19 protein-coding genes and 1 pseudogene are annotated in these 20,108 nt (G+C 69.5%); 3 read left to right on the top strand and 17 right to left on the bottom strand.

Annotated elements, in window-relative coordinates; all coding sequences use genetic code 11:
- Nucleotides 1-7: 7 nt before the first annotated feature.
- Nucleotides 8-1,027: an acyltransferase family protein gene (locus U2P90_RS18525; protein ID WP_322474844.1), complete on the bottom strand. Its 1,020-nt coding sequence runs from the start codon at nt 1,025-1,027 to the stop codon at nt 8-10.
- A gap of 243 nt (nt 1,028-1,270) precedes the next feature.
- Between U2P90_RS18525 and U2P90_RS18520 the strand changes: the two genes are divergently transcribed.
- A complete protein-coding gene (locus U2P90_RS18520) occupies nt 1,271-2,005 on the top strand; it encodes a ferric reductase-like transmembrane domain-containing protein (protein ID WP_322474843.1) in 735 nt (244 codons plus the stop codon).
- Between the two features lie 139 nt (nt 2,006-2,144).
- Here the strand turns inward: U2P90_RS18520 and U2P90_RS18515 are convergent, their stop codons facing one another.
- The 6 genes and pseudogenes from U2P90_RS18515 to U2P90_RS18490 all read right to left on the bottom strand — a co-directional run bounded on the left by U2P90_RS18515 (nt 2,145) and on the right by U2P90_RS18490 (nt 7,577).
- Complete coding sequence (locus U2P90_RS18515; RefSeq protein WP_322474842.1) at nt 2,145-3,095, bottom strand: alpha/beta hydrolase family protein; 951 nt, start codon at nt 3,093-3,095, stop codon at nt 2,145-2,147.
- A 148-nt stretch (nt 3,096-3,243) separates the two neighbouring features.
- Nucleotides 3,244-4,233 (bottom strand): annotated as a pseudogene (locus tag U2P90_RS18510) (multicopper oxidase family protein); the annotation flags it as partial.
- 343 nt (nt 4,234-4,576) lie between these two features.
- Nucleotides 4,577-5,338, bottom strand: a complete 762-nt coding sequence (locus tag U2P90_RS18505) for a DUF4396 domain-containing protein (RefSeq protein WP_322474841.1) — start codon at nt 5,336-5,338, stop codon at nt 4,577-4,579.
- Nucleotides 5,335-5,775 (bottom strand): rhodanese-like domain-containing protein, encoded by a 441-nt coding sequence (locus tag U2P90_RS18500; RefSeq protein WP_322474840.1) that lies wholly within the window; start codon nt 5,773-5,775, stop codon nt 5,335-5,337. The genes U2P90_RS18505 and U2P90_RS18500 overlap by 4 nt, the downstream gene beginning before the upstream one ends.
- 112 nt (nt 5,776-5,887) lie before the next feature.
- Nucleotides 5,888-6,718: a TlpA family protein disulfide reductase gene (locus tag U2P90_RS18495; RefSeq protein ID WP_322474839.1), complete on the bottom strand. Its 831-nt coding sequence runs from the start codon at nt 6,716-6,718 to the stop codon at nt 5,888-5,890.
- Between the two features lie 13 nt (nt 6,719-6,731).
- Nucleotides 6,732-7,577: a sulfite exporter TauE/SafE family protein gene (locus U2P90_RS18490; protein ID WP_322474838.1), complete on the bottom strand. Its 846-nt coding sequence runs from the start codon at nt 7,575-7,577 to the stop codon at nt 6,732-6,734.
- 510 nt (nt 7,578-8,087) lie between these two features.
- Here U2P90_RS18490 and U2P90_RS18485 point away from each other — a divergent pair.
- A complete protein-coding gene (locus U2P90_RS18485; protein ID WP_322474837.1) occupies nt 8,088-10,604 on the top strand; it encodes a copper-translocating P-type ATPase in 2,517 nt (838 codons plus the stop codon).
- 254 nt (nt 10,605-10,858) lie between these two features.
- Here the strand turns inward: U2P90_RS18485 and U2P90_RS18480 are convergent, their stop codons facing one another.
- Together U2P90_RS18480 and U2P90_RS18475 are read right to left on the bottom strand one after the other, a co-directional pair.
- Nucleotides 10,859-11,311, bottom strand: coding sequence for a type II toxin-antitoxin system death-on-curing family toxin (locus U2P90_RS18480; protein WP_322474836.1), 453 nt, complete (start codon nt 11,309-11,311; stop codon nt 10,859-10,861).
- Nucleotides 11,304-11,435 (bottom strand): hypothetical protein, encoded by a 132-nt coding sequence (locus tag U2P90_RS18475; protein ID WP_322474835.1) that lies wholly within the window; start codon nt 11,433-11,435, stop codon nt 11,304-11,306. The genes U2P90_RS18480 and U2P90_RS18475 overlap by 8 nt, the downstream gene beginning before the upstream one ends.
- A gap of 328 nt (nt 11,436-11,763) precedes the next feature.
- Here U2P90_RS18475 and U2P90_RS18470 point away from each other — a divergent pair, with 328 nt between their 5' ends.
- Nucleotides 11,764-12,603 (top strand): undecaprenyl-diphosphate phosphatase, encoded by an 840-nt coding sequence (locus U2P90_RS18470; RefSeq protein ID WP_322474834.1) that lies wholly within the window; start codon nt 11,764-11,766, stop codon nt 12,601-12,603.
- Between the two features lie 135 nt (nt 12,604-12,738).
- Here the strand turns inward: U2P90_RS18470 and U2P90_RS18465 are convergent, their stop codons facing one another.
- From U2P90_RS18465 to U2P90_RS18430, 8 genes are all read right to left on the bottom strand, one after another.
- Entirely contained in the window at nt 12,739-13,263 is a 525-nt protein-coding gene (locus tag U2P90_RS18465; RefSeq protein WP_322474833.1) for an ankyrin repeat domain-containing protein, read from the bottom strand.
- 68 nt (nt 13,264-13,331) lie between these two features.
- A complete protein-coding gene (locus tag U2P90_RS18460; protein ID WP_322474832.1) occupies nt 13,332-13,985 on the bottom strand; it encodes a hypothetical protein in 654 nt (217 codons plus the stop codon).
- Nucleotides 13,986-14,051: 66 nt separating this feature from the next.
- Nucleotides 14,052-16,292 carry a catalase gene (locus tag U2P90_RS18455; protein ID WP_322474831.1) on the bottom strand — a complete coding sequence of 747 codons (2,241 nt, stop codon included), beginning with the start codon at nt 16,290-16,292 and terminating at the stop codon, nt 14,052-14,054.
- A 78-nt stretch (nt 16,293-16,370) separates the two neighbouring features.
- A complete protein-coding gene (locus U2P90_RS18450) occupies nt 16,371-16,892 on the bottom strand; it encodes a Dps family protein (protein ID WP_322474830.1) in 522 nt (173 codons plus the stop codon).
- Nucleotides 16,893-16,942: 50 nt separating this feature from the next.
- The gene (locus tag U2P90_RS18445; RefSeq protein WP_322474829.1) at nt 16,943-17,356 is read right to left on the bottom strand and encodes a hypothetical protein; all 414 of its coding nucleotides are present in this window, start codon (nt 17,354-17,356) and stop codon (nt 16,943-16,945) included.
- A 128-nt stretch (nt 17,357-17,484) separates the two neighbouring features.
- Complete coding sequence (locus U2P90_RS18440; RefSeq protein WP_322474828.1) at nt 17,485-17,982, bottom strand: VIT family protein; 498 nt, start codon at nt 17,980-17,982, stop codon at nt 17,485-17,487.
- Between the two features lie 52 nt (nt 17,983-18,034).
- Entirely contained in the window at nt 18,035-19,357 is a 1,323-nt protein-coding gene (locus tag U2P90_RS18435; protein WP_322474827.1) for a sensor histidine kinase, read from the bottom strand.
- Nucleotides 19,354-20,013 (bottom strand): response regulator transcription factor, encoded by a 660-nt coding sequence (locus tag U2P90_RS18430; protein ID WP_322474826.1) that lies wholly within the window; start codon nt 20,011-20,013, stop codon nt 19,354-19,356. Before U2P90_RS18430 ends, U2P90_RS18435 begins: the two co-directional genes overlap by 4 nt.
- Nucleotides 20,014-20,108: the final 95 nt, after the last annotated feature.

Raw genomic sequence — 20,108 nt, 5'->3', positions numbered from 1 at the left:
TCCCGGATCAGACTGATTGCCGGTCACCCGCCACGAAACGCGCCTTCAGCCGGAGCGCGGGCCGCTCCACGGCGAACCACAGGAGCGCTGCGAGGGCGAGGGCCAGCGGCACGCTCAACGTGAAGTTGCCAAAGGCCGTGAGACCGGGCACGGCGCGCTGCACGAGTTGCTGCACGAAAAATCCCACGAGGTACAGGCCGTAGCTCGCGTCGCCGAAGCGCGCGAAGTGGTGCAGCCTTAGCCACGGCGCTTGGGCCAGGTACAGCGTGAGGTAGGCACCGAAGACCGAAAACCCGAGCTTCAGGCCACCCGTCAGGGCCAGGGCGGCCAGCCCCAGCAGCGAGGCGAGCGCGAGGAGGCCGCGCCACGGCACGCGGTCACGGTGCAGGCACAGCAGCGCGCCTGCGAGAAAGTAGCGCGGCAAGTCCAGCCACCCGCTCTCGGCGGCTTCACCGCCCAGCGCGAACAGCGCCGTGGTGAAGACGAACAGCGCCAGAACGACGCTGCGCCGCCACAGTCCCAGGGCACCGAGTCCAGCGAGCAGGGCATAGGCGCCGATTTCGTACCGGAGCGTCCAGAAGTTGTCGGTCACGGTGCGCGCGGGCTGATCGCGGAAGACCCCCGGCAACTGGTTCTCGACGAAGGGCACAGCGACATTCAGCAGATAGTTCCACGCACCCTGCCGCGCGAAGTAGGCATCATCCGTGCTGATCACCGCCCCGACGACGAAGACACTGATGACCACAGCGATCAGGGCCGGGTACAGCCTCAGGGCGCGCGCGGCCGCGAAGGCGCGCACGGACGGACGACGCTGCCACGACAACGTGACGAGGTAGCCGCTCATCACGAAGAACATGCCCACCCCGATCCAGCCGATCGTCATCTGTCCGCCAGAGCGCGCGTACAGCGGATCGGCCCAGAGGCTCCCCGTCGGCACGAAGGTCGCGTGGCTGACCACCACGAGGACGGCGCCCACAAAGCGCAAGAAGTCGAAGTTGTTGGCCCGAAGCGGATCGGCCGGTGTCATCATCTCCTTTCGGCCGGCCCGGAGCGGCCCGCCGCGAACGCGGCCACGGTCATCCCCGGTCACTCGCCCCGGCACCGTACTGGACATCTGTCAAACTCGTGTTAAGGCTCTGGAAGAGAGTCGCTCCCCATAGCTGAACGGGCGTGACGCGCCTGGACGTCCCGCACGGCGCGCCCCCGCCTTTACAGGAGTTGAACACCGTCCTGGTACGGTGCGCCCACTGAACCGTGGAGGCTGTGTGACATGACGAACGACGCTCTTCCCCTTGCCCCGACCCCTTCGCGAGGGCGTGCCCTCGCCGTCAGACACGCTGTCGTCGCCGGGGCTGCAGTGGTGCTGACGGTCGGCTTCGTGCTCAGTCGCCCGGAATGGTCGATGGAACACCGCGTGTGGCGGGCGCTCGGCGACGCCGGCCTGTTGCTGCTGTTCGCGTCACTCGCGATCGGCCCGGCCCTTACGGTGTGGCCGCGTCTCGCGCGCCTGCGGGCCTGGCGCCGTGAGGTGGGCATCTGGTTCGGCCTGCTGGCCCTGCTACACACCACCGTGATCCTGCAGGGCTGGCTGCGCTGGGACATGGTGCGGCTGCTCGGCTACGAGTATGTGCCGCAACTCGGGCGCCTCGCCCGGCTCGAGCCGGGCCTCGGGCTGGCCAACCTGCTCGGGCTCGCCGCGACCGCGCTGACCCTGGTGCTCCTGGCGACCTCGTCCGACCGCGCGATCCGCCGCCTGGGCTCCTCGGCGTGGAAGTTCGTCCAGCTCGCCAGTTACCCGGTGTTCTACCTCAGTGCCCTGCATACCGCCTATTTCGTGTTCATGCACTTCTCGGCGTCCTTTCACCGCCCGGTGCCGACCGACGCCAACTGGTTTCGGCTGCCCTTCCTGGCCCTCGCCGCGCTCCTGATCGCGCTTCAGGTGACTGCGTTCGTGAAAACGACGCGCCGCAGCGCGCGGACAGCCCATGCCGCGACGCCCAGATGAGCGCGCGCATGGGGCGCCACTCTGCCCGCAATCTGGCGGGGCCGCGACCGGGGTGGCCGACGCCTGGGCTTGACGCCGTGCAACGGGCCCCCCAGCACCGTGGCGCCCCTCTAGACGGCCGCTCCGCTGCCTGGCCTGTTTACAGCGTCTTCTTGAAGAAGGCGACCGAGCGCTGCAACGCCACATTCAGGTTGCGGCTGAGGTCGTGGTCGTCGTTCGCGTAAGTGAAGAGGCGATAAGGCTGCTTCGCGGCCTTCAGGCCCGAGGCGAGCGCGGCCGAGAAGCTATACGGCACATGGGTATCGCCCGTGCCGTGGTGCAGCTCCAGCGGGCGCCCCTTCAGATCCCTGAGGAAGGTGTTGGGCGAGAGCGCCGCGTAGGCCCTGGGGCTAGCCTCCGGCGGGCCATAGGTCGCCAACAGCCGGGCGCGCGGATCATCCGGCGCGCCCGCGCCCCAGCGCGGCAGATCGCGAAAGAGCTGCAGGTACGGCGCCACCACCCCGGCCCAGATGACGCCCGCCTTGATCTCAAGGTTGACCACCATGGCCCGCAGCGTGATGTGCCCGCCCATGGAGTGGCCCCACATGCCGATCCGCACGCGGTTCACGCTGTCCAGGGTCTTGAGGGACGAGTAGGCGTTCAGGACGTCGGTGGTGTACTCGGGCGACCAGTAGGCCGTGCCGGCCGGCTGGCCCTGCGAGCGGCCGTGCCCCCGGTAGTCGGGCTTGAGCACCACGAAGCCGGCCCGCGCGAAGGCGTCGACATAGGCCACGTAGCGTTCGGTGGTGCGGTACTGCTGCGGAGGGATGTAGCCGTGGTTGAAGACGATGGCCGGCCAACCCCCGGCGGGCACCTTGCCGTTCGGGACGGTGAGCAGCGCTTCGATGCGCAGGCCGTCTGAGACGTAGGACACCACCCGCCGCTGGTAGTTCGCGCCCGGCGCGAGGGTCTGCCGGGTGGTCAGGGCGCTGCCCGGATACGCGCGGGCGCGCATGCGCTCGATGGACAGCGGTGAGTCACTGGCCTGGGCGGCGGCCACGCCGGTGAGGCTAGCCGTGAGCAGGGGCAGGAAGGGTCGGGCTATCAACATGATTCACCTGGGAGGGAGAGCGTACGGTTCGTGCCCGTGGGTCGGCCGTTCGTGTGGCGGGCGTGCTCGGTCAGCCGAGCAGGCGTGCGAGTGGTGTTCCGACTATCCAGAACCGCGCCGGGCCGCCCGCATCCGTTCCGGGCCACCGCTACCCGACCACGATCTTCATGGTCAGGCCGCCGCCGCCCTCCTGCTCGACGTTGTCGTTGGTGGTGTGATGGGGAATATGGCAGTGGATCAGCCAGGTGCCCTTCGCCCGCGCCGTCCAGAGCACGTCGTACCGCTGGCCGGGGCCCACATTGACGGTGTCGGCCAGGAAGCGCGCACTTTCATTCAGGGTCTCCCCATCGCGGGCGACGACCTCGAAGGGGCCACCGTGCACGTGCATGGGGTGCACGAAGTTGTTGTTGCTGCCGATGAAGCGCAGTTTGACGCGCTGGCCGACCTTCATGCGGATGGTGTCCGTGGCGGGGTAGGCCTTGCCGTTGATGGTGAAGTAGTTGGGGAGCGCGCCCTCCATGATCATGGCGGGGAAGGTGTAGCCCTCCCGCTGCAGCCATTCCTGGAGCTGCAGGGTGTATTCCAGGTCAGCCCTGGGCTCGGCCACCGCAGTTTTCGGGGCCACCAGCAGCGCCCCGTAGAGCCCCAGGCCCTGCTGGCGATCCGGACTCCGGTGCGAGTGGTAGAAGTACGTGCCCGCCTGGGTCACGGTGAACTCGTAGGTGAAAGTCTGGCCCGATGCGATCGGCGCCTGGGTCACGTCCGCCGGGCCGTCCATGGAATTGGGCACGATCAGGCCGTGCCAGTGGATGGTGGTGCTCTCTGGCAGGGTGTTCTTCACCCGGATCCGCACCCGGTCGCCCTGGGTGAGGTGCAAGCGCGGTCCCGGCACCTGCCGGTTCACGGCGTAGGCCGCCACCTGCACGCCCGGCAGGATGTTCCAGCGGATCAGCGAGGTCTCGAAACGGAACTCCTTGACGGCGTTGACGGTCGTGGGGGACAGGGGCTGATCCCCCCGCGCGTCCGGGGAGGCCGCATACGTCACCCGGCTCAGATCCACGGCGGCCATGTCACGCATCGCGTCCATGCTGGTGGACTTCGTCATGATCATGCCAGGCGGCATCACTAAGCCGCCCATGCGGGTCGGCGTCTGGAGGGGTGTGTCCGGCAACTGACTGACCGGGGTCGGCGTTGAGGCCGCAGTGGACGACACTCCGCCCATGTCCATCCCGGGCATGGCCAGCGAACCTGCGGGAGCTGAGTTCATGGCCGCGCCACCCTCCATGTTCATGCCCGGCATACTCTGACCTCCCGCCATGCGGCCCATCCGCAGGTCGCCGTAGCCGGCAGCCAGGCCGACCCCCGCCGCGAGGGCCAGGACGCTCAGCAGGGTCACCGCCGTGATCTGGGGCCGCGTGACCCTCGGGCTCATGGTCATGCCGCCGGGCTCTGGAGTGGCTGAAACTGGGTGGCCCTCCATGTCACATCCCCTTCATGATGGCGTGAGCAGTGACGGCGCCCGCGGAAGACGTCGGGCCGCGCTGCTCAGCTGTCAGGTCGTGGCCGCCACGACCCAGGGCGCGCACCGTGCCCATGCCGTGTTTCAGGCCGCCCGCCACCAGCCAGACGTTGGCCGGGTAGGCCAGCACCAGGCCGATCAGGGTGGCCAGGCTCATCACGCCCCAGAAGCGCAGCGAGGTCGGCTCCATCGCCGTCATGTCCCGGCTCATCAGGATCACCATGGTCGGGATCATGCCGGCCATCACGGCGTTCATCGAGACCCACTCGGGCAGGAACGAGCGGCGCACCGCCCCGAGGTACGAGCCGCCCAGCACGTCGCGCATGAACAGCGCCTGGAAGACCAGCAGCCCGAACAGGAAACCGAACACGTACTCGCTGATCACGTCCAGCCACATCGGCAGCCCCAGCGCCATGGTGATCGCTGCGGCCACGATGATGCCGGTGGCGTCCCCCGCCAGGCAGTGGATCGTCGAGCCCAGGCCCTGTTTCCACAGCGGCTGGACGAAGGTCTCGTGGGTGCCAGCGCCTGGCTCCTGGCACGAGAGGACATACAGTGTCGCCCCGACCGGGCCGGTGTAGAGCGTGACGAGCAGCCAGCCCCACTTCATGACCTTCAGCTCCGGGTTGCGCGTGAAGGCGTCCCAGGCGACGTAGGCGGCCGACAGGGCGGTGAGGCCGAACCACACGGCCAGGATCAGGTCGAGGTTCACCCCGGCCGTCATGGCCGGCCCCCAGCAGGGGCGGCCGACCGGGCGGCGGCGACCTTCAGCCCGAAGCCCGCCGCCCTCCAGGCGTCCATGCCGCCGCGCAGCTCGCGCACGTTGGTGTAGCCCTGACGGACGAGGGCGCGCGCGGCCAGCGCACTCATGCGGCCGGAGCGGCAATAGATCACGAGCTTGGTGGTCTTCGCGCGGGGCAGGCGGGCGCTGCCCTGCACCTGGTCGAAGGGCACGAAGAGGTCGGTGTCGAGCAGCTCGCCCTCGTATGGAACGTGGACATTGATCAAGATGAAATCCTTGCCGCGGAGCTGGGCCTGGAGCGCCTGGGGCGTGATCTGCGAATACGATCCGCCGGGCACCCGGATGGCCGGGCCGGCCCCTTGGGCCAGCGCGGCGCCGGACAGGGCCAGCAGCGTGAGGATCAGGCGGGTCTGGAGCATGGTGAACCTCCTGGCCGGGAGCGTAGGCCCGGCGTGTTCAGGTTGTGTTACGGCCTGGAGGGTGTGCTCCGCGAAACAGCGCCGAGCGTCCCGGCCCAGGTATCCAGCCTCCTCACCTCTTGCTCGCCAGCGGCCGGATGCCGTTGCGGTCGAAGATCGACTGGAGCTGGGCGGCGCTCAGCGGACCGAAGTGGCGCTCAAGGATGCGGCCGTCCGGGGCGATCAGGAGCGTGGTGGGCAGGCCGCTGACCTGTAGGGCCGCTGACGCCGGGCCGGTGTCCCGGAAGTACGCGCCGGGAAAGCCCACGCTCCGCAGGTACGCCGCCACGGCGGCCGGCGGCTCGGCCGAGTCGACCAGCGTGACCGGATAGCCGCGCCGAGCGGCGTCCACCAGCAGGGGCATCTCCAGACGGCACGGCGGGCACCAAGACGCCCAGACGTTCACCAGGGTCGGGCCGGGCAGGTCACGGAAGGTCACCGGCGTGGCCGGCTCGCCCGGCGCGGCGTAGCGCTCCAGGGGCATGCTGCCCGGCACTGCGCTCAGCGTGGGGGCCGGCTTGAGCAGCAGCGGCGCCACGCCGATCAGGGCGGCGCCCAGCAGCCCTGGCAGGAGGTCGGGCACGCGGCGACGGACGATGAGCAGCATCGTCAGCAGGCCGGCGACCAGCGCCCACCCCAGGCTCAGGGTACCGGTGCGCAGGTCGAGCACGGAACGTGCCAGCCCCCAGCTTTGCTCCTGGAGTGCGCCCCAGGACGGGAGCGTCGCCGCCAGGCGACCGCCCAGCAGGCCGGCGACCAGACCCCACATCACCGCCCGATCCAGCAGGGCGTCGCGCCGGCGGCCCACCAGTGTCAGCAGCGTGAAGGTGCCCAGCAGTAGGGCCAGGCGGTTCCAGTCCAGGGTCAGGCCCAGGAGTTTGAGGGCGTCGGGGGTCAGTTGCATGCCACTCCAAGGCTCACATGAACCAGTACACGAAGGTGTCAAAGAGGCCGGTCAGGACGAACACCGCGCCAGCGAGCGGCGTAACCAGTCGCCCCAGTCGGCGAGCGCGGGCACGCACGGTTAGGTTGCCAGCGCCCTGGGCGGGGATCAACCCGACCAAGATCAGCAGCGGCGCGCTCATGCCCAGGGCGAAGAGGGCCGGGTAGAGCGCGCCCCAGGGCGCACTCAGGGCAAGAGGCAGGGTCAGGCCAAAGAACAGCAGGAAGAGCGTCGGGCAGAAGCTGAAGCTGAAGGCCAGCCCCAGGGCAAAGGCGCCCCAGAGTCCGCCGCGCCGCGCCCAGACCGCCCGCAGCCGCTCGGCCAGGCCCGCGCCGAGCAGCCATCTCCAGCGCACCACCCCGAGCATTATCAGGCCTGAGAGCAGCGTCAGCGGGCCGAGCACGCGCCGCACCCCCACGAAGAATTCCGCCGGGGCCGGCACCGCCCCCCCGACCAGGGCCAGGATGAGCCCGCCGCCCACCAGGTAGACCAGCACGCGCGCCAGCAGGTAGGCCGCCGCCCGCCGGTGCGGCTGCCCGTCCCGGCCGTCCCTCACGACGTAGACCAGCGCCGCCGCGCCGCTGGAGAGCTGACATGGGGCCGTCGCGCCCATCAGGCCCAGTAGAAAAGGCGTCAGCAGCGAGGAGCCGGTGCGCAGCCGCAGGGCGTCCACCGGTTCGCTGAGCCGGGCCCCCAGTTCGGCGGCACGTTGGTAGAGCCAGCCTGCGGCAGCCCTCAGATCGGGCCGGATCAGGATCAGCAGCGCCGCGACCAGGAGCACCATCAGGAATGCCAGGAGGCGCCCGCGCACCAGCGTCATGGCGCTGTCCTGATCTGGGGCAGCGGCTCCCACTGGCGCTGGCAGGCGTTGCCAGCGAACCGCCTGATCCCGTCCGGCCGCCTTTGGCCGGGTCGGGGGATGAACTTCGCCGGCGTCACGGGCCGTACGTTACCGGGGCCGTGTTCCTGTTGTGTTAAGGGCCGGGCCGCGTGGCGTTCTCCCAGAACCAGTCCAGCGGCCCAGGGCAGTACCGATCCAACAGGCGGGTACTGATCTCTCTATCCCCCCACAGGGGATAGAGAGATCAGTATGCTTAGTTCTCTGCCCTCTGTACCTTTGGAAGCTTAGATCTACCCGATCGTCTCGCTTCAGACTTGACACCCCCCCAGGGGGGATATAGGGTGTGCCCTGGAGATGGTCGCGGTGTGCACCACCGGCCACCGTGCCGATGCTCCCCCGAACCTCAGGCGGTTGAACGCGACGCCAACACCCGCTGCGTTCGCTCACAGGATCAGCCCGTACACAGCGACGCGGCAAAGCAGGGAGACCATGACACGACCTCACGACCCCGCCCACCACCCTGGTACCGAACCGTCCGTCCGCGTGTTGGAGGTGGCGTTCCGCAGCTGCCATGACGGTTCTGAGCTCGCTGGCCTCGAGCGGCGCCTTGCGCGCCTGACCGGGGTACAGAGTGTTCATCTCGACCGCACCCGCGCGGTGGCGCACCTGGGCTACGACCCGGCCGCCGTGACCGAAACCGATCTGCGCCACCAGTTGCACGCCGCCGACTATGACTGCGTCTGCGAGGACTGCGCGCCCTCCGCCGCTCAGCCCGGTCACCCGAGTCTGGGTCAGGAACACCAGGGCCATGCCGGGCACATTCAGGCCACGGCCGGCGTCCCCACGCCGTCACCGGGCCATAACCGCCACACGATTCCTGAGGCCCAGAGTGGTGCCGCCCCGACCTCACCTACACCGCACGATCACTCGGCCATGTCGGCCCCGATGGCCCACGACCACGGCGCCATGACCCACGCCGAGGGGGGTAAGGACGAACACGCCGGGCACGGGGCCGACATGGTGAGCGACATGCTGCGCCGCTTCGTGATCAGCCTCCTGCTGACCGTGCCGCTGGTGCTGTATTCCCCGATCGGAGAATCGCTGGGCTTCAGATCCATGCCCCCCTTCGGGCTGTCGATGGCGGCCTTCGGCCTCCTGCTTTCCACGCCGGTGGTCTGGTGGGGCAGCTGGCCCTTCATCAGCGCGGCCTGGCGGGCACTGCGCCTGGGCGAGGCGAACATGATGACCCTGATCGCCACAGGGATCCTGGTGTCCTGGGGCTTCTCGGTCTACGCGACCCTGGCCCTCGGCGGCGCGGAGGTCTTCTTCGAGGCGGCCGCCATGCTCACCACCCTCTCGCTGCTGGGCCACTGGCTGGAGATGCGCTCGCGCTTCGCCACCGGCCGCGCGGTCGAGGCGCTGCTGGGGCTCGCCCCCACCACCGCGCGGGTGGTACGCGGTGGGCAGGAGTCCGAGGTGCCCCTGGAGCAGGTCGTGGTCGGCGACGAACTCGCGGTGCGGCCCGGCGACCGGGTGCCGGTGGACGGCGAGGTCATTGCGGGTAGCTCCTATGTCGACGAGAGCATGATCACCGGTGAGCCGATCCCGGTCGCCAAGACCGCTGGGGTGAGGGTCACCGGCGGCACCGTCAATCAGAACGGGGCCTTCACCTTCAGGGCCACGGCGGTGGGCCGCGACACGGCCCTCTCGCGCATCGTGCAGCTGGTGCAGAACGCCCAGGCGAGCAAGGCGCCCGCCCAGCAGCTGGCGGACACGGCCGGCAAGTACCTGGTGTTCGTGGCCCTGGGCTCGGGGCTGGTCGCCTTCCTGGCCTGGGTGCTGCTCGGCCAGAGCACGGTCTTTGCCCTGACGGCGGCGGTGTCGGCCATCGTGATTGCCTGCCCGGATGCACTGGCGCTCGCCACGCCCACCGCCATCACCGTCGGCGTCGGCAAAGGTGCCCGGGAAGGCGTGCTGTTCAAGAACGCCACGGCACTGGAGGCCACCGCCGGCGTGACTACGGTGGTGTTTGACAAGACCGGCACGCTGACGGAAGGAACACCGGCGGTGACCGATCTCGTTCCCGCGCCGGGGGCGACTGAAGAGGAACTGCTGTGTCTGGCGGCCAGCGCAGATCTGCCGTCCCAGCATCCGCTGGCAGAGGCCATCGTGGCGGGCGCGCAGGCGCGGGGCCTGGACGTGGTGAAACCGGACGGCTTCGATTCTGTCCCTGGGTACGGCGTCGTGGCCACCGTCACGGGCCGGCGCGTGCTGCTGGGTAACCTCAAGCTGATGAACCGGGAGAGCATTGACGTGGCCGCCCTGACGGCCAGCGCCGAGCGCCTGGCCGGTGACGGTAAGACCGCCATGTATGCCGCCGCCGACGGCCAGGCGCTCGGCGTGATCGCGGTGGCCGACCGGGTGCGGGACACCGCCCGGGTGGGGATCCGGGCGCTGCACGACGCCGGGGTGCAGACGGTCATGCTCACGGGCGACAACCGGCACACTGCCGAGGCGGTGGCCCGTGAGCTCGGACTGGACACCGTGATCGCCGAGGTGCTGCCGGGAGATAAGGCCGAGCAGGTCAGGGCGCTCCAGGCACAGGGCCGCGTGGTGGCGATGGTGGGCGACGGCGTGAATGACGCGCCGGCGATGGCCCAGGCCGACGTGGGCATCGCCATCGGGGCGGGCACCGATGTGGCCGTCGAGACGGCCGACGTGATCCTGGTGAAGAACAACCCGGCGGACGTGGCCGGCGCCATCGCCCTCGCGCGGCAGGTGCGCCGCAAGATCAAACAGAACCTGTTCTGGGCCGCCATCTACAACGTCCTGGCGATTCCCTTCGCGGCGGGCGTGCTGTATCCGACCTACGGCATCCTGCTGCGCCCGGAGTGGGCCGCGCTGCTGATGAGCGCGAGCACGGTCATCGTCACGGTCAACGCGCTGCTTCTCAACCGGGTGCGCTTCGAGCGCCCGGCCGCGCCGCCGCGTTCCCTGCCCGCCTGATCGACCCCAAGGAGGCTTCCCATTCCCGACGCGGCGTCGCTGACCAACTGAACGAGGACGATGGCACTCTGTGCCGTGGAGAGATTGGCATAGAGGGCCATCGTCCTGTGGGGTCTTTTGCTCATCTTCGCTCCGCTCGACGTTGACTCACCCTGGTTCCAGATGACCCACACGACAGCGGGCGCACGATCAACAGTGGTGGTGGCAGCAGCCAGCGAATCACACAGCCGAGACGACCGGTGAAGCGCCGCCGGTCAGTGATGATGGAGATCGTGGTACTGATCCACGTCGTAGCCGCAGGCCGCCAGGAGGGCGAAGCGGAGGCCGTCAATGGTCAGGTATCCAGCGCTAAGGAGCTTCATCATCATTACCTTGGTCTCCTGAGACCATCCGGGATACTCGCCATTCCAGACCAGGGTGGTTTCCATCGTGAGGAGCGTCACTCGCTTGTTCGCGTCGGAGAATCCGTGGTTCTGGGTGATGAGGTAACCCAATGCTGCAACCTTCGAGAAGAATGTTGGGTAGGTCTCCTGAAGGTCGAACGCCCGGATGGGAGCCGCCAGGGCACTGTTCACCTGTCCCCAGTCTGTGAAGCCTGGAGGGCCGCCATGTTCTTCGAGAATGCCGTCATGCAGCTCAAAGACGAACAGAGGGGTCGGAAAAAGCCGACCCCTCTGCCTATAGTTGTACCATGCGACTTTAAGCAAGCGCCTTCATGGACTCGGCGTTCTTGCGGAGCAGGGTGGCGATCTGCTGCTGGGCTTCCTTCTTGGTCTGAGGCGCCGCAACTGCGTATTTCCCAGACTGAGTGTGGGTTTTTGGCTTGGCCACACGGGCCTCCTTGGCTTCAAAGTATACCACCAGGGCACACCGCCGCCACACTGTCCCCCGAACAGCCTCAGGATCGTTCACGTCTGGGCAGCCGGTCAGGCCTCGTCCAGGCCAGCTCTCGCGGGTGGGCTGAGCGAGCTCTCTGGACACGGTGCGCTTGACGGTCTCAGGCCGCACTGAAAGCCACGCCCTCCGGGCAGAGGCCGCTCCAGAAGACTGGCGTCAGCATCGTGAATGCGCCACCGTCCAGCCTGACATCCCCGCCCCGCGTCCCCGGAGCGCGGCCCGGTATACCGGCCTTATACCCGCCCCGATTACGCTCGGGCCCATGACTCCTGAAGTGCAGGCGGTGGTGTTGGGCGTGGTCGAGGGCCTGACCGAATTTCTTCCCATCTCGTCCACCGGCCACCTGATCGTCGCTGAGCGGCTGATCGGCTACCAGGACACCGCCAAGGTCTTCACCATCGTGGTGCAGCTCGGCGCGATCCTGGCGGTGGTGTGGTTTTACTGGAAATCTCTGCTGGAGCAGGTCACGCAGCTGTTCCGGGGCCGCCCGGCGGCCCGGCGTTTCTGGCTGAACCTGGTGATCGCGTCCATCCCCGCGGCCGTCATCGGCCTGCTGTTCGAGCAGGCGATCAAGGCCGCGCTCTTCTCACCCCTGACGGTGGCCGGGTCACTGATCCTGGGCGGGCTGGTGCTGTGGTGGGTGGACGACCGGCGCCCGGGCCAGAACACGGGGGCCGGGGCGGGGACGCCCGGCGCGCCCGATCTGGGCCGCGTGACCCTGCGCCAGGCGGCCATCATCGGTGGGGCGCAGGCTCTGGCCGTCATCCCGGGCGTCTCCCGCAGCGGCGCGAGCATCGTGGGTGGGCTGCTCAGCGGCCTTGACCGTGTGACGGCGACCGCCTTCTCGTTCTTCATGGGCATTCCGGTGCTGGGCGGCGCGGGCCTGTACAGCCTCTACAAGGCCCGGAATGCGCTGGGGACGGTCTCCGGCGGCGGCACCGCCCTGGCGCTGGGCACGGCGGTGGCCTTCGTGACCGCGCTGCTGTCGATCTCGTGGCTGCTGCGCTACGTCTCGACCCACAGTTTCCGGGCCTTTGCGATCTACCGCGTCGTTTTCGGGGGAATCATCCTGGCGCTGCTGGCCTTCGGTGTGATGCGGTGACGCCGGAGGCCAGCAGTGCCAAGTGGGAGCCAGACAACCCAGAGAGAAGAGCGTAGAGCCGGCGCCCCTCCAGATGGGGCGCGGTACGAGGAGACGAACGCCGCATGTGACGGCTTTACTCCGGTCATGGCAACGTCAACCGCCTGCTGGTCGGCGCCGCTCCAGCAGCTCGGCCGCCTCGCTGGCCCCCATCAGCCGGGCCGCCTGGGCCACGGACAGTCCCTGAATGTCACGGGCATGCGGGTCGGCCCCGCGGCGCAACAGCAGCTCGACCAGCGAGGTGCGGCCAAACATGGCCGCCATCATCAGGGCCGTCTTGCCGGCCGGGCTGACGCTCTTCACGTCCGCCCCATGATCCAGCAGCTGCTCCACCACAGGTCGATCCCCCTTGAAGATGGCGCCGAAGAGGGGAGACTGGCCCTGATCGTTGGCCAGGTTGGGGTCGGCCCCCCGTGCCAGCAGGGTGCCGGCGGCTTCCCGGTGGCCGTGGTAGCTCGCCAGCATCAGGCGCGTATCCCCCTTTTCGTTGCGCAGGTTGATCGGCAGTCCCCGATCCAGCAGGGCCTGGAGCCGTGGGGCGTCGCCTGCGCGGGCCAGGTCGAACGCGGCCTGCGAGACGGCCCGCAGGGTCTGGGCGTCGGCGCTGGGGAGTGGCGGCATGGCTGACGGTGCAAGAAGACGGGGCGTGCCCGGTTCGGAGCGGGCGACATCTCTCGTTTTCCCGTGGCTCATCCGCCCCAGCTCCCCAGGGTCGCGCTCAGTTCTTCGGGCGAGGGAAACCGCAGCGCCAGGTCAGGTGCGCCCCCCCAAAGCCGGGGAGCCGGCCGGGTCACCTCGCGACGTGGCGCCTGCCTGAGCGGCGTGGGCTGGAGTCCAGCGAGGTGGGCCAGCGTCACCTGATGCTGCGCGGCGCTGGCGGCCAGCCACGCGGACAACGCCGCCAATGCCGGGTGACCCTGCTCGGCAAAGGTGCGGGTCAGCGCCAGGGCCGCGTCGGTCGCGTCAACCTCGGCCTGCTGGGCGCACGACACGAACAGGCCCGCGTCGCCCAGCACCGCCGCCGGGAAGGCAAACCGGGTGATGGTCGTCCGGCCGCCCAACGCCTGCGCGGCCTGCAGGTGACGGTGCAGGGTGAGGGCCATGATTCGCAGCTGCAGCGCCGCCTCGCTCTGGATCTGAAAGGTGGCCCCGCTCAGGACGTGATGGTAGAGGGTCAGCCGCCGGGCCCCTGAGGTCGCGGCCTGATCGAGCAGCGACCCCGGCCAGGGAAGGGTGGGCCGCGTGGCGGCCTCGGCCAGGGAGCTGGTGACCAGCAGGCCACCGCCGGCGGCCAGCGACCGCAGCACTGAACGCCGCGTGGAGACGTCAGGATCATTGCGCATGGTTCACCTCGGGAACACTGAAGGGGTAGAGGTGGGGGCGAACGGGACCCACCCCCGGAACAGCCGTCAGACCGGAACCTGGCCCAGTCGGGGGCGGCCCCAGAAGCGGTGTTCGGCGAGCGCCGTCACGAAGCGGCCCAGCGCCGACTCGAGCTGACCATTGGTGCCGACGAAGATGCCGTGCTCGGCCAGGGCCGTACTCCCGGCGCCGGTCAGCCGCCGGGCACTGCCCACCTCGGACAGGTGCTGCACCGCGTCGCCGGCGGACGCGGCGGGGGCGGCCGGTGGGGTGTCCCGCACCGCGCGGCCGATCTCCGAGGCGGACAACACCTCGACGCCTTCTCCCAGCGCCGCTACGGGTTTGCCATGCTTGTAGGCCTCGGCCAGGAAGGCCAGGGCGTCTCCCTGCTGGCTCAGGGCCTGGGCGCTGCGCGCTCCACCCGGAATCAGCACCGCGTCGTACAGCACCGCGTCCGTGTTGCCCAGGGTCTTGGTGGCGCTGACGCCGCCGCCCAGTTCCCCGAGGTGCAGGCCCACCACGTCGGCGCCCGCGCCGGCGGTCTTCAGGGCGCGCTGCACGGCCGCCACGTGCTCGGCGCTGACCCCGTCGGCCGCCAGAATCGCCACCCTGCGTCCCTTTGGCGTTTTGGGCTGGCCACTTTCCAGACTCAGCGCCGTGGCCCGCAGCAGCTTGCCCGAGGCGGTGGGCCGGGCGATGGCGCCGGCCAGCAGCCGGGTCTCGGCCGCCGCGTCCGCGCTCCCGCCGGGCACCGCATGCTCACTGGCCCGCGCCTTCTCGCCGAGCGCCAGCGCGACCTGGGAGGCGAGCAGGGGGTGAATCTGCTCGAGGTGATCGAGCATCCGCATACGGATGGCGCGGGTGTCCACCTTGCTCAGCTCGAACTGAAGGGACTTGACGATGTGCTCTTTCTCGATCGGTGCCTGCGAGTTCCAGAACAGCCGGGCCTGGCCGTAGTGGTCGGAGAAGCTTTCTGGCCGCGCGCGCAGTTTCACGCCGCCCACAGGCTCGGGGAAGGTCGCGAAGCCCCCGCGCGCTGCCGGTACCCCGGCCGGCTGACCGCCTCCCAGGGTGTTGGGAAAGTACGAGACGCGGCCGGGGTTGATGGTCTGGCGCATGTGACCGTCGCGCTGGTTGTTGGACACCGTCACGAGCGGCCGGTTGATGGGCAGTTCCGGCCAGTTGGGGCTGCCCAGGCGGCTGAGCTGCGTGTCGAGATAGGAGAAGTTGCGGCCCTGCAGGAGTGGATCGTCGCTGAAGTCGATGCCCGGGACGACGTTGGTGGTCATGAAGGCCACCTGCTCGGTCTCCGAGAAGTAGTTGTCGGGGTTGCGGTTCAAGACCAGCCGGCCCACCCGGCGCACCGGCACCAGGTCTTCGGGAATGAGCTTGGTGGCGTCCAGCACGTCGAAGTCCCAGCGGGCGGCCTGCTCGGCCGTGAAGACCTGCACCCCCAGCGACCACTCGAGCGTGCCGCCCTGGTCGATGGTCTCCCACATGGTGCGGCGGTGGAAGTCTGGATCCTTGCCGGCGATCTTCTGCGCCTCGTCCCACACCAGCGAGTGGGCCCCGAGGGCAGGCTTCCAGTGGAACTTGACGAAGTGCGCCTGTCCCCGGGCGTTCACGAGCCGGAAGGTGTGGACGCCGAAGCCTTCCATCATGGAAAAGGAGCGGGGAATCCCCCGATCCGAATGCACCCACAGCAGCATGTGCATGGCCTCGGGAGTCAACGAGATGAAATCGTAAAAGGTGTCGTGGGCGCTCGCGGCCTGGGGAATCTCGTTGTGGGGCTCGGGCTTGACCGAGTGGATCAGATCCGGGAACTTGATGGCGTCCTGGATGAAAAACACCGGGATGTTATTGCCCACGATGTCCCAGTTGCCCTGGGAGGTGTACATCCGCACCGCAAAGCCGCGCACGTCGCGGGCGGTGTCGGCCGAGCCGCGCGAGCCGGCCACCGTGGAGAAGCGCGCGAACACCGGCGTCTGCACGCCCACCTCGGTCAGCACCTCGGCGCGGGTGTACTCGGCCAGCGACGTGTCAAGCTGAAAGTAGCCGTGGGCCCCCGCACCCCGGGCATGCACCACGCGCTCAGGGATGCGCTCGTGGTCGAAGTGGTGGATCTTCTCGCGCAGCAGGAAATCTTCCAGCAGCGTCGGGCCCCGTGGCCCGGCCGTCAGGGAATTCTGGTCGTCGCTGATGGCGTGCCCGAGGTTATCGGTCAGGCGGGTACCCGGCGGAGTGACGTTGCGGGCGAGGTCATCTTGCTTGGTGGGTTTCTTGGCCATGTGCGGGCCTCCTGCTGGTGGAGCGGGGCGGGGCAGGCAGAGATCGACCGATCGACCGCCGCCCCGGCCCCAGGGGGGTTACTGGGTGTGTTCCAGGCCCTGGGCGGCCTGAAACAGGAACCAGGTGCGTCGCTCGGTCTCGTCGATCAGCGTCTCGAGCAGGCTGGCAGTGGCGTAGTCGCGTCCCTCGTCGCAGACCTCGTGAGCGCGGCGCATGCTGGCCGCGATCGCCCGGTTGTCGTCCATCAGCTCGAGCAGCATGTCCAGTGGGGCCACGACGTCGGCGGTATTGTCCGGGCGCGTCTGGAGCCCCGCAACGTGCGAGACCGAGCGCAGGGTCGTGCCGCCCAGTTTGCGCACCCGCTCGGCCAGCGGATCGGTGCTGGCGAGCAGTTGATCGGCCTGTTCGTCGAACAGCAGATGATAGTCGCGGAAATGGCTGCCTGAGAGGTGCCAGTGAAAGTTCTTGGTCTTGAGGTAGACGGCGAAGGCGTCGGCGATGAGTGGGTTGAGGGCCTTAACGATGGCGGCGACGGCTTCGGCCTTCAGATCGCTGGGCGTGCGCAGGATGGCGGGGGTGACGGGAAGGGTGCTGGTCATGCGAGAACTCCTGCAGGGGCGGCCGGGTGGAGGGCCGGGGAGAGGCGGACTCAGGTCTGGCGGTCGGTCGACGGGGTGACGGGATGAACGGCGGCGCTCCCCTGCGCACTCCTCAGCTGCACGAGGGCGAGCACCACGAAGGCCCCCTCCAGCAGCAGGGAGATCACGCCAGACGGCTCGGCCCAGTTGCCGATGTCGCCGGTGGCCTGTGGGAGACCGGTGCTGCGGGTCAGCGAGTAGGCGACGATGGCGCCGAGCGAGATCACGAGGCCCAAGCCGTAGCCCGCGCGCCAGGCGCTGGACAGCAGCCAGGCCCCGGCGGCCGCGCAGCCGGCGACGAGCAGGATGTACAGCCAGCCCAGATAGGGCGTCTCGCCGAGCTTGCCGGGCACGTCCCGGTAGTGCATCCAGGCGATGCCGGCGAGCAGCAGGAGGCCGAGCCAGTGGCTGAGCGGGGATTTCATCAGTGTACTCCTGGGTGGGGAAAAGGGCGGTGGGTGGAGGGCGGAGGACAGGGCTCCCGCCTGCATCACAGGCCTGCAGTGTTGGGTGACGGTAAGAGAAACAGCGGCCTGAAGAAACCGTGAGCCCCTCATGGCCGCGCCCCCAGGGTGCCAAGCCACACCCCCACGGCGAACACCACGCCGCCGCCCAGGATCACCTGCACGATGGTCTGGCCCAGCGGCGAGCGCATGAAATGCCAGCGGACGTAGGCGATCATGAGCAGCTCGAGCACCACCACCCCGTACGAGAGGCTTAGGGCCGTACGCAGATCCGGCAGCAAGAACGGCAGGGTGTGCAGCATGCCGCCCATCACCGTGGCGACCCCGGTGATGGCTCCGCGCAGCAGGGGCGTGCCGCGTCCCGAGACCACGCCGTCGTCGCTCAGGGCCTCGGCCAGGCCCATGCTGATGCCGGCCCCCACGGACGCCGCGAGGCCGACGAAGAAGGCGTCGATGGGTCGGCCGGTCAGGCCGGCGGTGGCGAAGATCGGGGCCAGGGTGCTCACCGAGCCGTCCATCAGCCCGAGCAGGGCGGGCTGGATCTTCTGGAGGATAAAACTCTGATCTGGGGTGGTGGTCTGGGTCATGCCCGTATTGGGAATGATTCCTATTACACAGGGGTAAGAATGGGGCGCCCCCTCAGTGGGGGGGCTCGGCGCCAGGGAGACCGCGGTCAAACACCACGCTCACCCTCAGACCACTGGACAGGCCGTTGTCGATGGTCAGCCGGGCGCCGTGCGCCTGCGCGATCTGGTGGGCGATGGCCAGGCCCAGTCCGTTGCCCTCCCCGCTGCGCGACGCGTCCAGGCGGTAGAACGCTTCCGTGAGGCGGCCCAGCACCTCCGGCGGCACCCCCGGCCCCGCGTCGCTGACCACCAGCACAGCCGTCTCGCCGCTCTCCCGCACCGCCACCTGCATGGCCGCGCCCCGCCCATGCCGTATCCCGTTTCCCACCAGGTTGTCGATCAGGTGGGTGAGCAGCGCGGCGTCGCCCAGGATGGTGGTGTCCCCCCTGGCCTCGAATTCCAGCGGCACCTCTGGCGCGTGCTCACGGGCGCGGTCGACCACCTCGCCGGCCAGATGCGCCAGGCTCAGGGGCGCGCGCTCCACCTCACGTGTCCCGCGCGCGAGCAGCAGCAGATGATCGGTCAGGTGGCGCATCCGCTCGACGTCGGTCAGCGCCTCCGCGAGCTCGTTGCGCAGTTCCTGCGGGGTGCGCGGCCCACTGAGCGCGCCCTGCAGGCGCATCTTGAGGGCGGCCAGAGGAGAGCGCAGGTCGTGGGCCGCCGCGCGCGTGAAGTCTGCCTCGCGCTCGCGCACCTCGGCGAGTTGCCCGAAGGTCGTCTGCAGCACGCCGGCCAGCCGGCCCAGTTCATCGCGGCCCCGGGCGCCGGGCAGCGGCGCGCGCAGATCGCCCTCCCGGCCGACCCCCTCTGCGGCGCGCTCCAGCTCGGTGAGGGGCCGCAGCAGGCGCCCCGCCAGCCAGAAGCTCAGCAGCGCCACCAGCAGTGCCGCCGCCGGCGCGCTTACCGTCAGGGCGCGGAGGTAGGCGCGCAGCGGGTTGACCACCCCCAGCACGTCGCTGGCGAGCTGGGCGGTGGCGGGCCGGCCGTTCAGGGTCACCGAGGCCACCAGCACGTCATGGCCGGCGCTGGCCTGGTAGCCCGGCGGCAGCGTGCGGGGCACCGGGGGAAAGGCCGGCGTCTGGGCCACGACTCGCCCACCCTGCCAGACCCGCACGTCCACGTTGCGGGGCAGGGCCTGGATCTCCAGCGGCGCGCCGGTGCCCAGCGGCCGGCTGGCCAGCTCCTGCTCCAGGCGCGGCAGCAGCATCTCCAGCCGCTCGTACTCGGCCACCGCCAGGAAGGAGCGCAGCGTCAGGAACTGGGCGGCGGCCACCAGCAGCACCACCAGCGCGGTCTGAACGCCGGCGCCCAGCGCCAGCCGGGTGCGGATCTTCACGGCAGCCGGTAGCCCAGGCCGCGGGCACTGTTCAGCGCGTCCGGCGAGAGTTTGCGGCGCAGGTAGCTGATATAGACGTCCACCACCCGCGCCTCCCCGCCGAAGTCCGGCCCCCAGACCCGGGCGAGCAGTTCCTCCCGGGTAAACCAGCGGCCCTGAGCGAGCACCAGCGTCTCGAGCAGGGCATATTCCCGCGCCGTGAGGCCGATGGCCTCGCCCCGCCACCAGACCTGGCGGTGACGCGCGTCCAGCAGACCGGCGCCGTCACCAAAGCTCACCCGCGCGCTGCGGGCACTCTCCCCGCGCCGCACCACGGCCCGGAGGGTCGCGAGCAGTTCGGGCAACTCGAAGGGTTTGGTGAGGTAGGCGTCGCCGCCCAGATCCAGTCCCTCGACCCGGTCATTCAGCCCGGTGCGCGCCGTCAGGAAGATGATCGGCGTCTGCGCCCCCTCCTCGCGCAGAATCCGCGCCAGCTCGAAGCCGCTGTGCCCCGGCAGCATCACGTCGAGCAGCAGGGCGTCGTGGCCGCCGGAGCGCGCCGCGTGCAGGCCCTGGACGCCATCGGGCGCGGTCTGCACCTCGTGGCCAGCGTCGCGCAGGGCGCGCGCCGTGGGCAGCGCGATGCGGGCGTCATCTTCAACGAGCAGCAGCCGCATATCCACCCCCGGTCTCAGCGGTCGACGGGGGGCGGCGGGCCTGGATCATGGCCGCACCCTACCCGAGCAGGATCGGACGGGGGTTAGAGCGTGAG

The sequence above is a fragment of the Deinococcus sp. AB2017081 genome, assembly GCF_034440735.1.
GTDB lineage: Bacteria > Deinococcota > Deinococci > Deinococcales > Deinococcaceae > Deinococcus > Deinococcus rufus.
Note: the sequence above shows the minus strand (reverse complement) of the source record. Positions and strands in the feature narration are given on the sequence as shown.

Coding starts and splice junctions, on each gene's coding strand:
- U2P90_RS18460 (WP_322474832.1), bottom strand. CDS start 13,985: ATGCGCAATGATCCTGACGTCTCCACGCGGCGTTCAGTGCTGCGGTCG.
- U2P90_RS18515 (WP_322474842.1), bottom strand. CDS start 3,095: ATGTTGATAGCCCGACCCTTCCTGCCCCTGCTCACGGCTAGCCTCACC.
- U2P90_RS18450 (WP_322474830.1), bottom strand. CDS start 16,892: ATGACCAGCACCCTTCCCGTCACCCCCGCCATCCTGCGCACGCCCAGC.
- U2P90_RS18495 (WP_322474839.1), bottom strand. CDS start 6,718: ATGCAACTGACCCCCGACGCCCTCAAACTCCTGGGCCTGACCCTGGAC.
- U2P90_RS18445 (WP_322474829.1), bottom strand. CDS start 17,356: ATGAAATCCCCGCTCAGCCACTGGCTCGGCCTCCTGCTGCTCGCCGGC.
- U2P90_RS18525 (WP_322474844.1), bottom strand. CDS start 1,027: ATGACACCGGCCGATCCGCTTCGGGCCAACAACTTCGACTTCTTGCGC.
- U2P90_RS18500 (WP_322474840.1), bottom strand. CDS start 5,775: ATGCTCCAGACCCGCCTGATCCTCACGCTGCTGGCCCTGTCCGGCGCC.
- U2P90_RS18470 (WP_322474834.1), top strand. CDS start 11,764: ATGACTCCTGAAGTGCAGGCGGTGGTGTTGGGCGTGGTCGAGGGCCTG.
- U2P90_RS18490 (WP_322474838.1), bottom strand. CDS start 7,577: ATGACGCTGGTGCGCGGGCGCCTCCTGGCATTCCTGATGGTGCTCCTG.
- U2P90_RS18505 (WP_322474841.1), bottom strand. CDS start 5,338: ATGACGGCCGGGGTGAACCTCGACCTGATCCTGGCCGTGTGGTTCGGC.
- U2P90_RS18455 (WP_322474831.1), bottom strand. CDS start 16,292: ATGGCCAAGAAACCCACCAAGCAAGATGACCTCGCCCGCAACGTCACT.
- U2P90_RS18520 (WP_322474843.1), top strand. CDS start 1,271: ATGACGAACGACGCTCTTCCCCTTGCCCCGACCCCTTCGCGAGGGCGT.
- U2P90_RS18465 (WP_322474833.1), bottom strand. CDS start 13,263: ATGCCGCCACTCCCCAGCGCCGACGCCCAGACCCTGCGGGCCGTCTCG.
- U2P90_RS18440 (WP_322474828.1), bottom strand. CDS start 17,982: ATGACCCAGACCACCACCCCAGATCAGAGTTTTATCCTCCAGAAGATC.
- U2P90_RS18430 (WP_322474826.1), bottom strand. CDS start 20,013: ATGCGGCTGCTGCTCGTTGAAGATGACGCCCGCATCGCGCTGCCCACG.
- U2P90_RS18485 (WP_322474837.1), top strand. CDS start 8,088: ATGACACGACCTCACGACCCCGCCCACCACCCTGGTACCGAACCGTCC.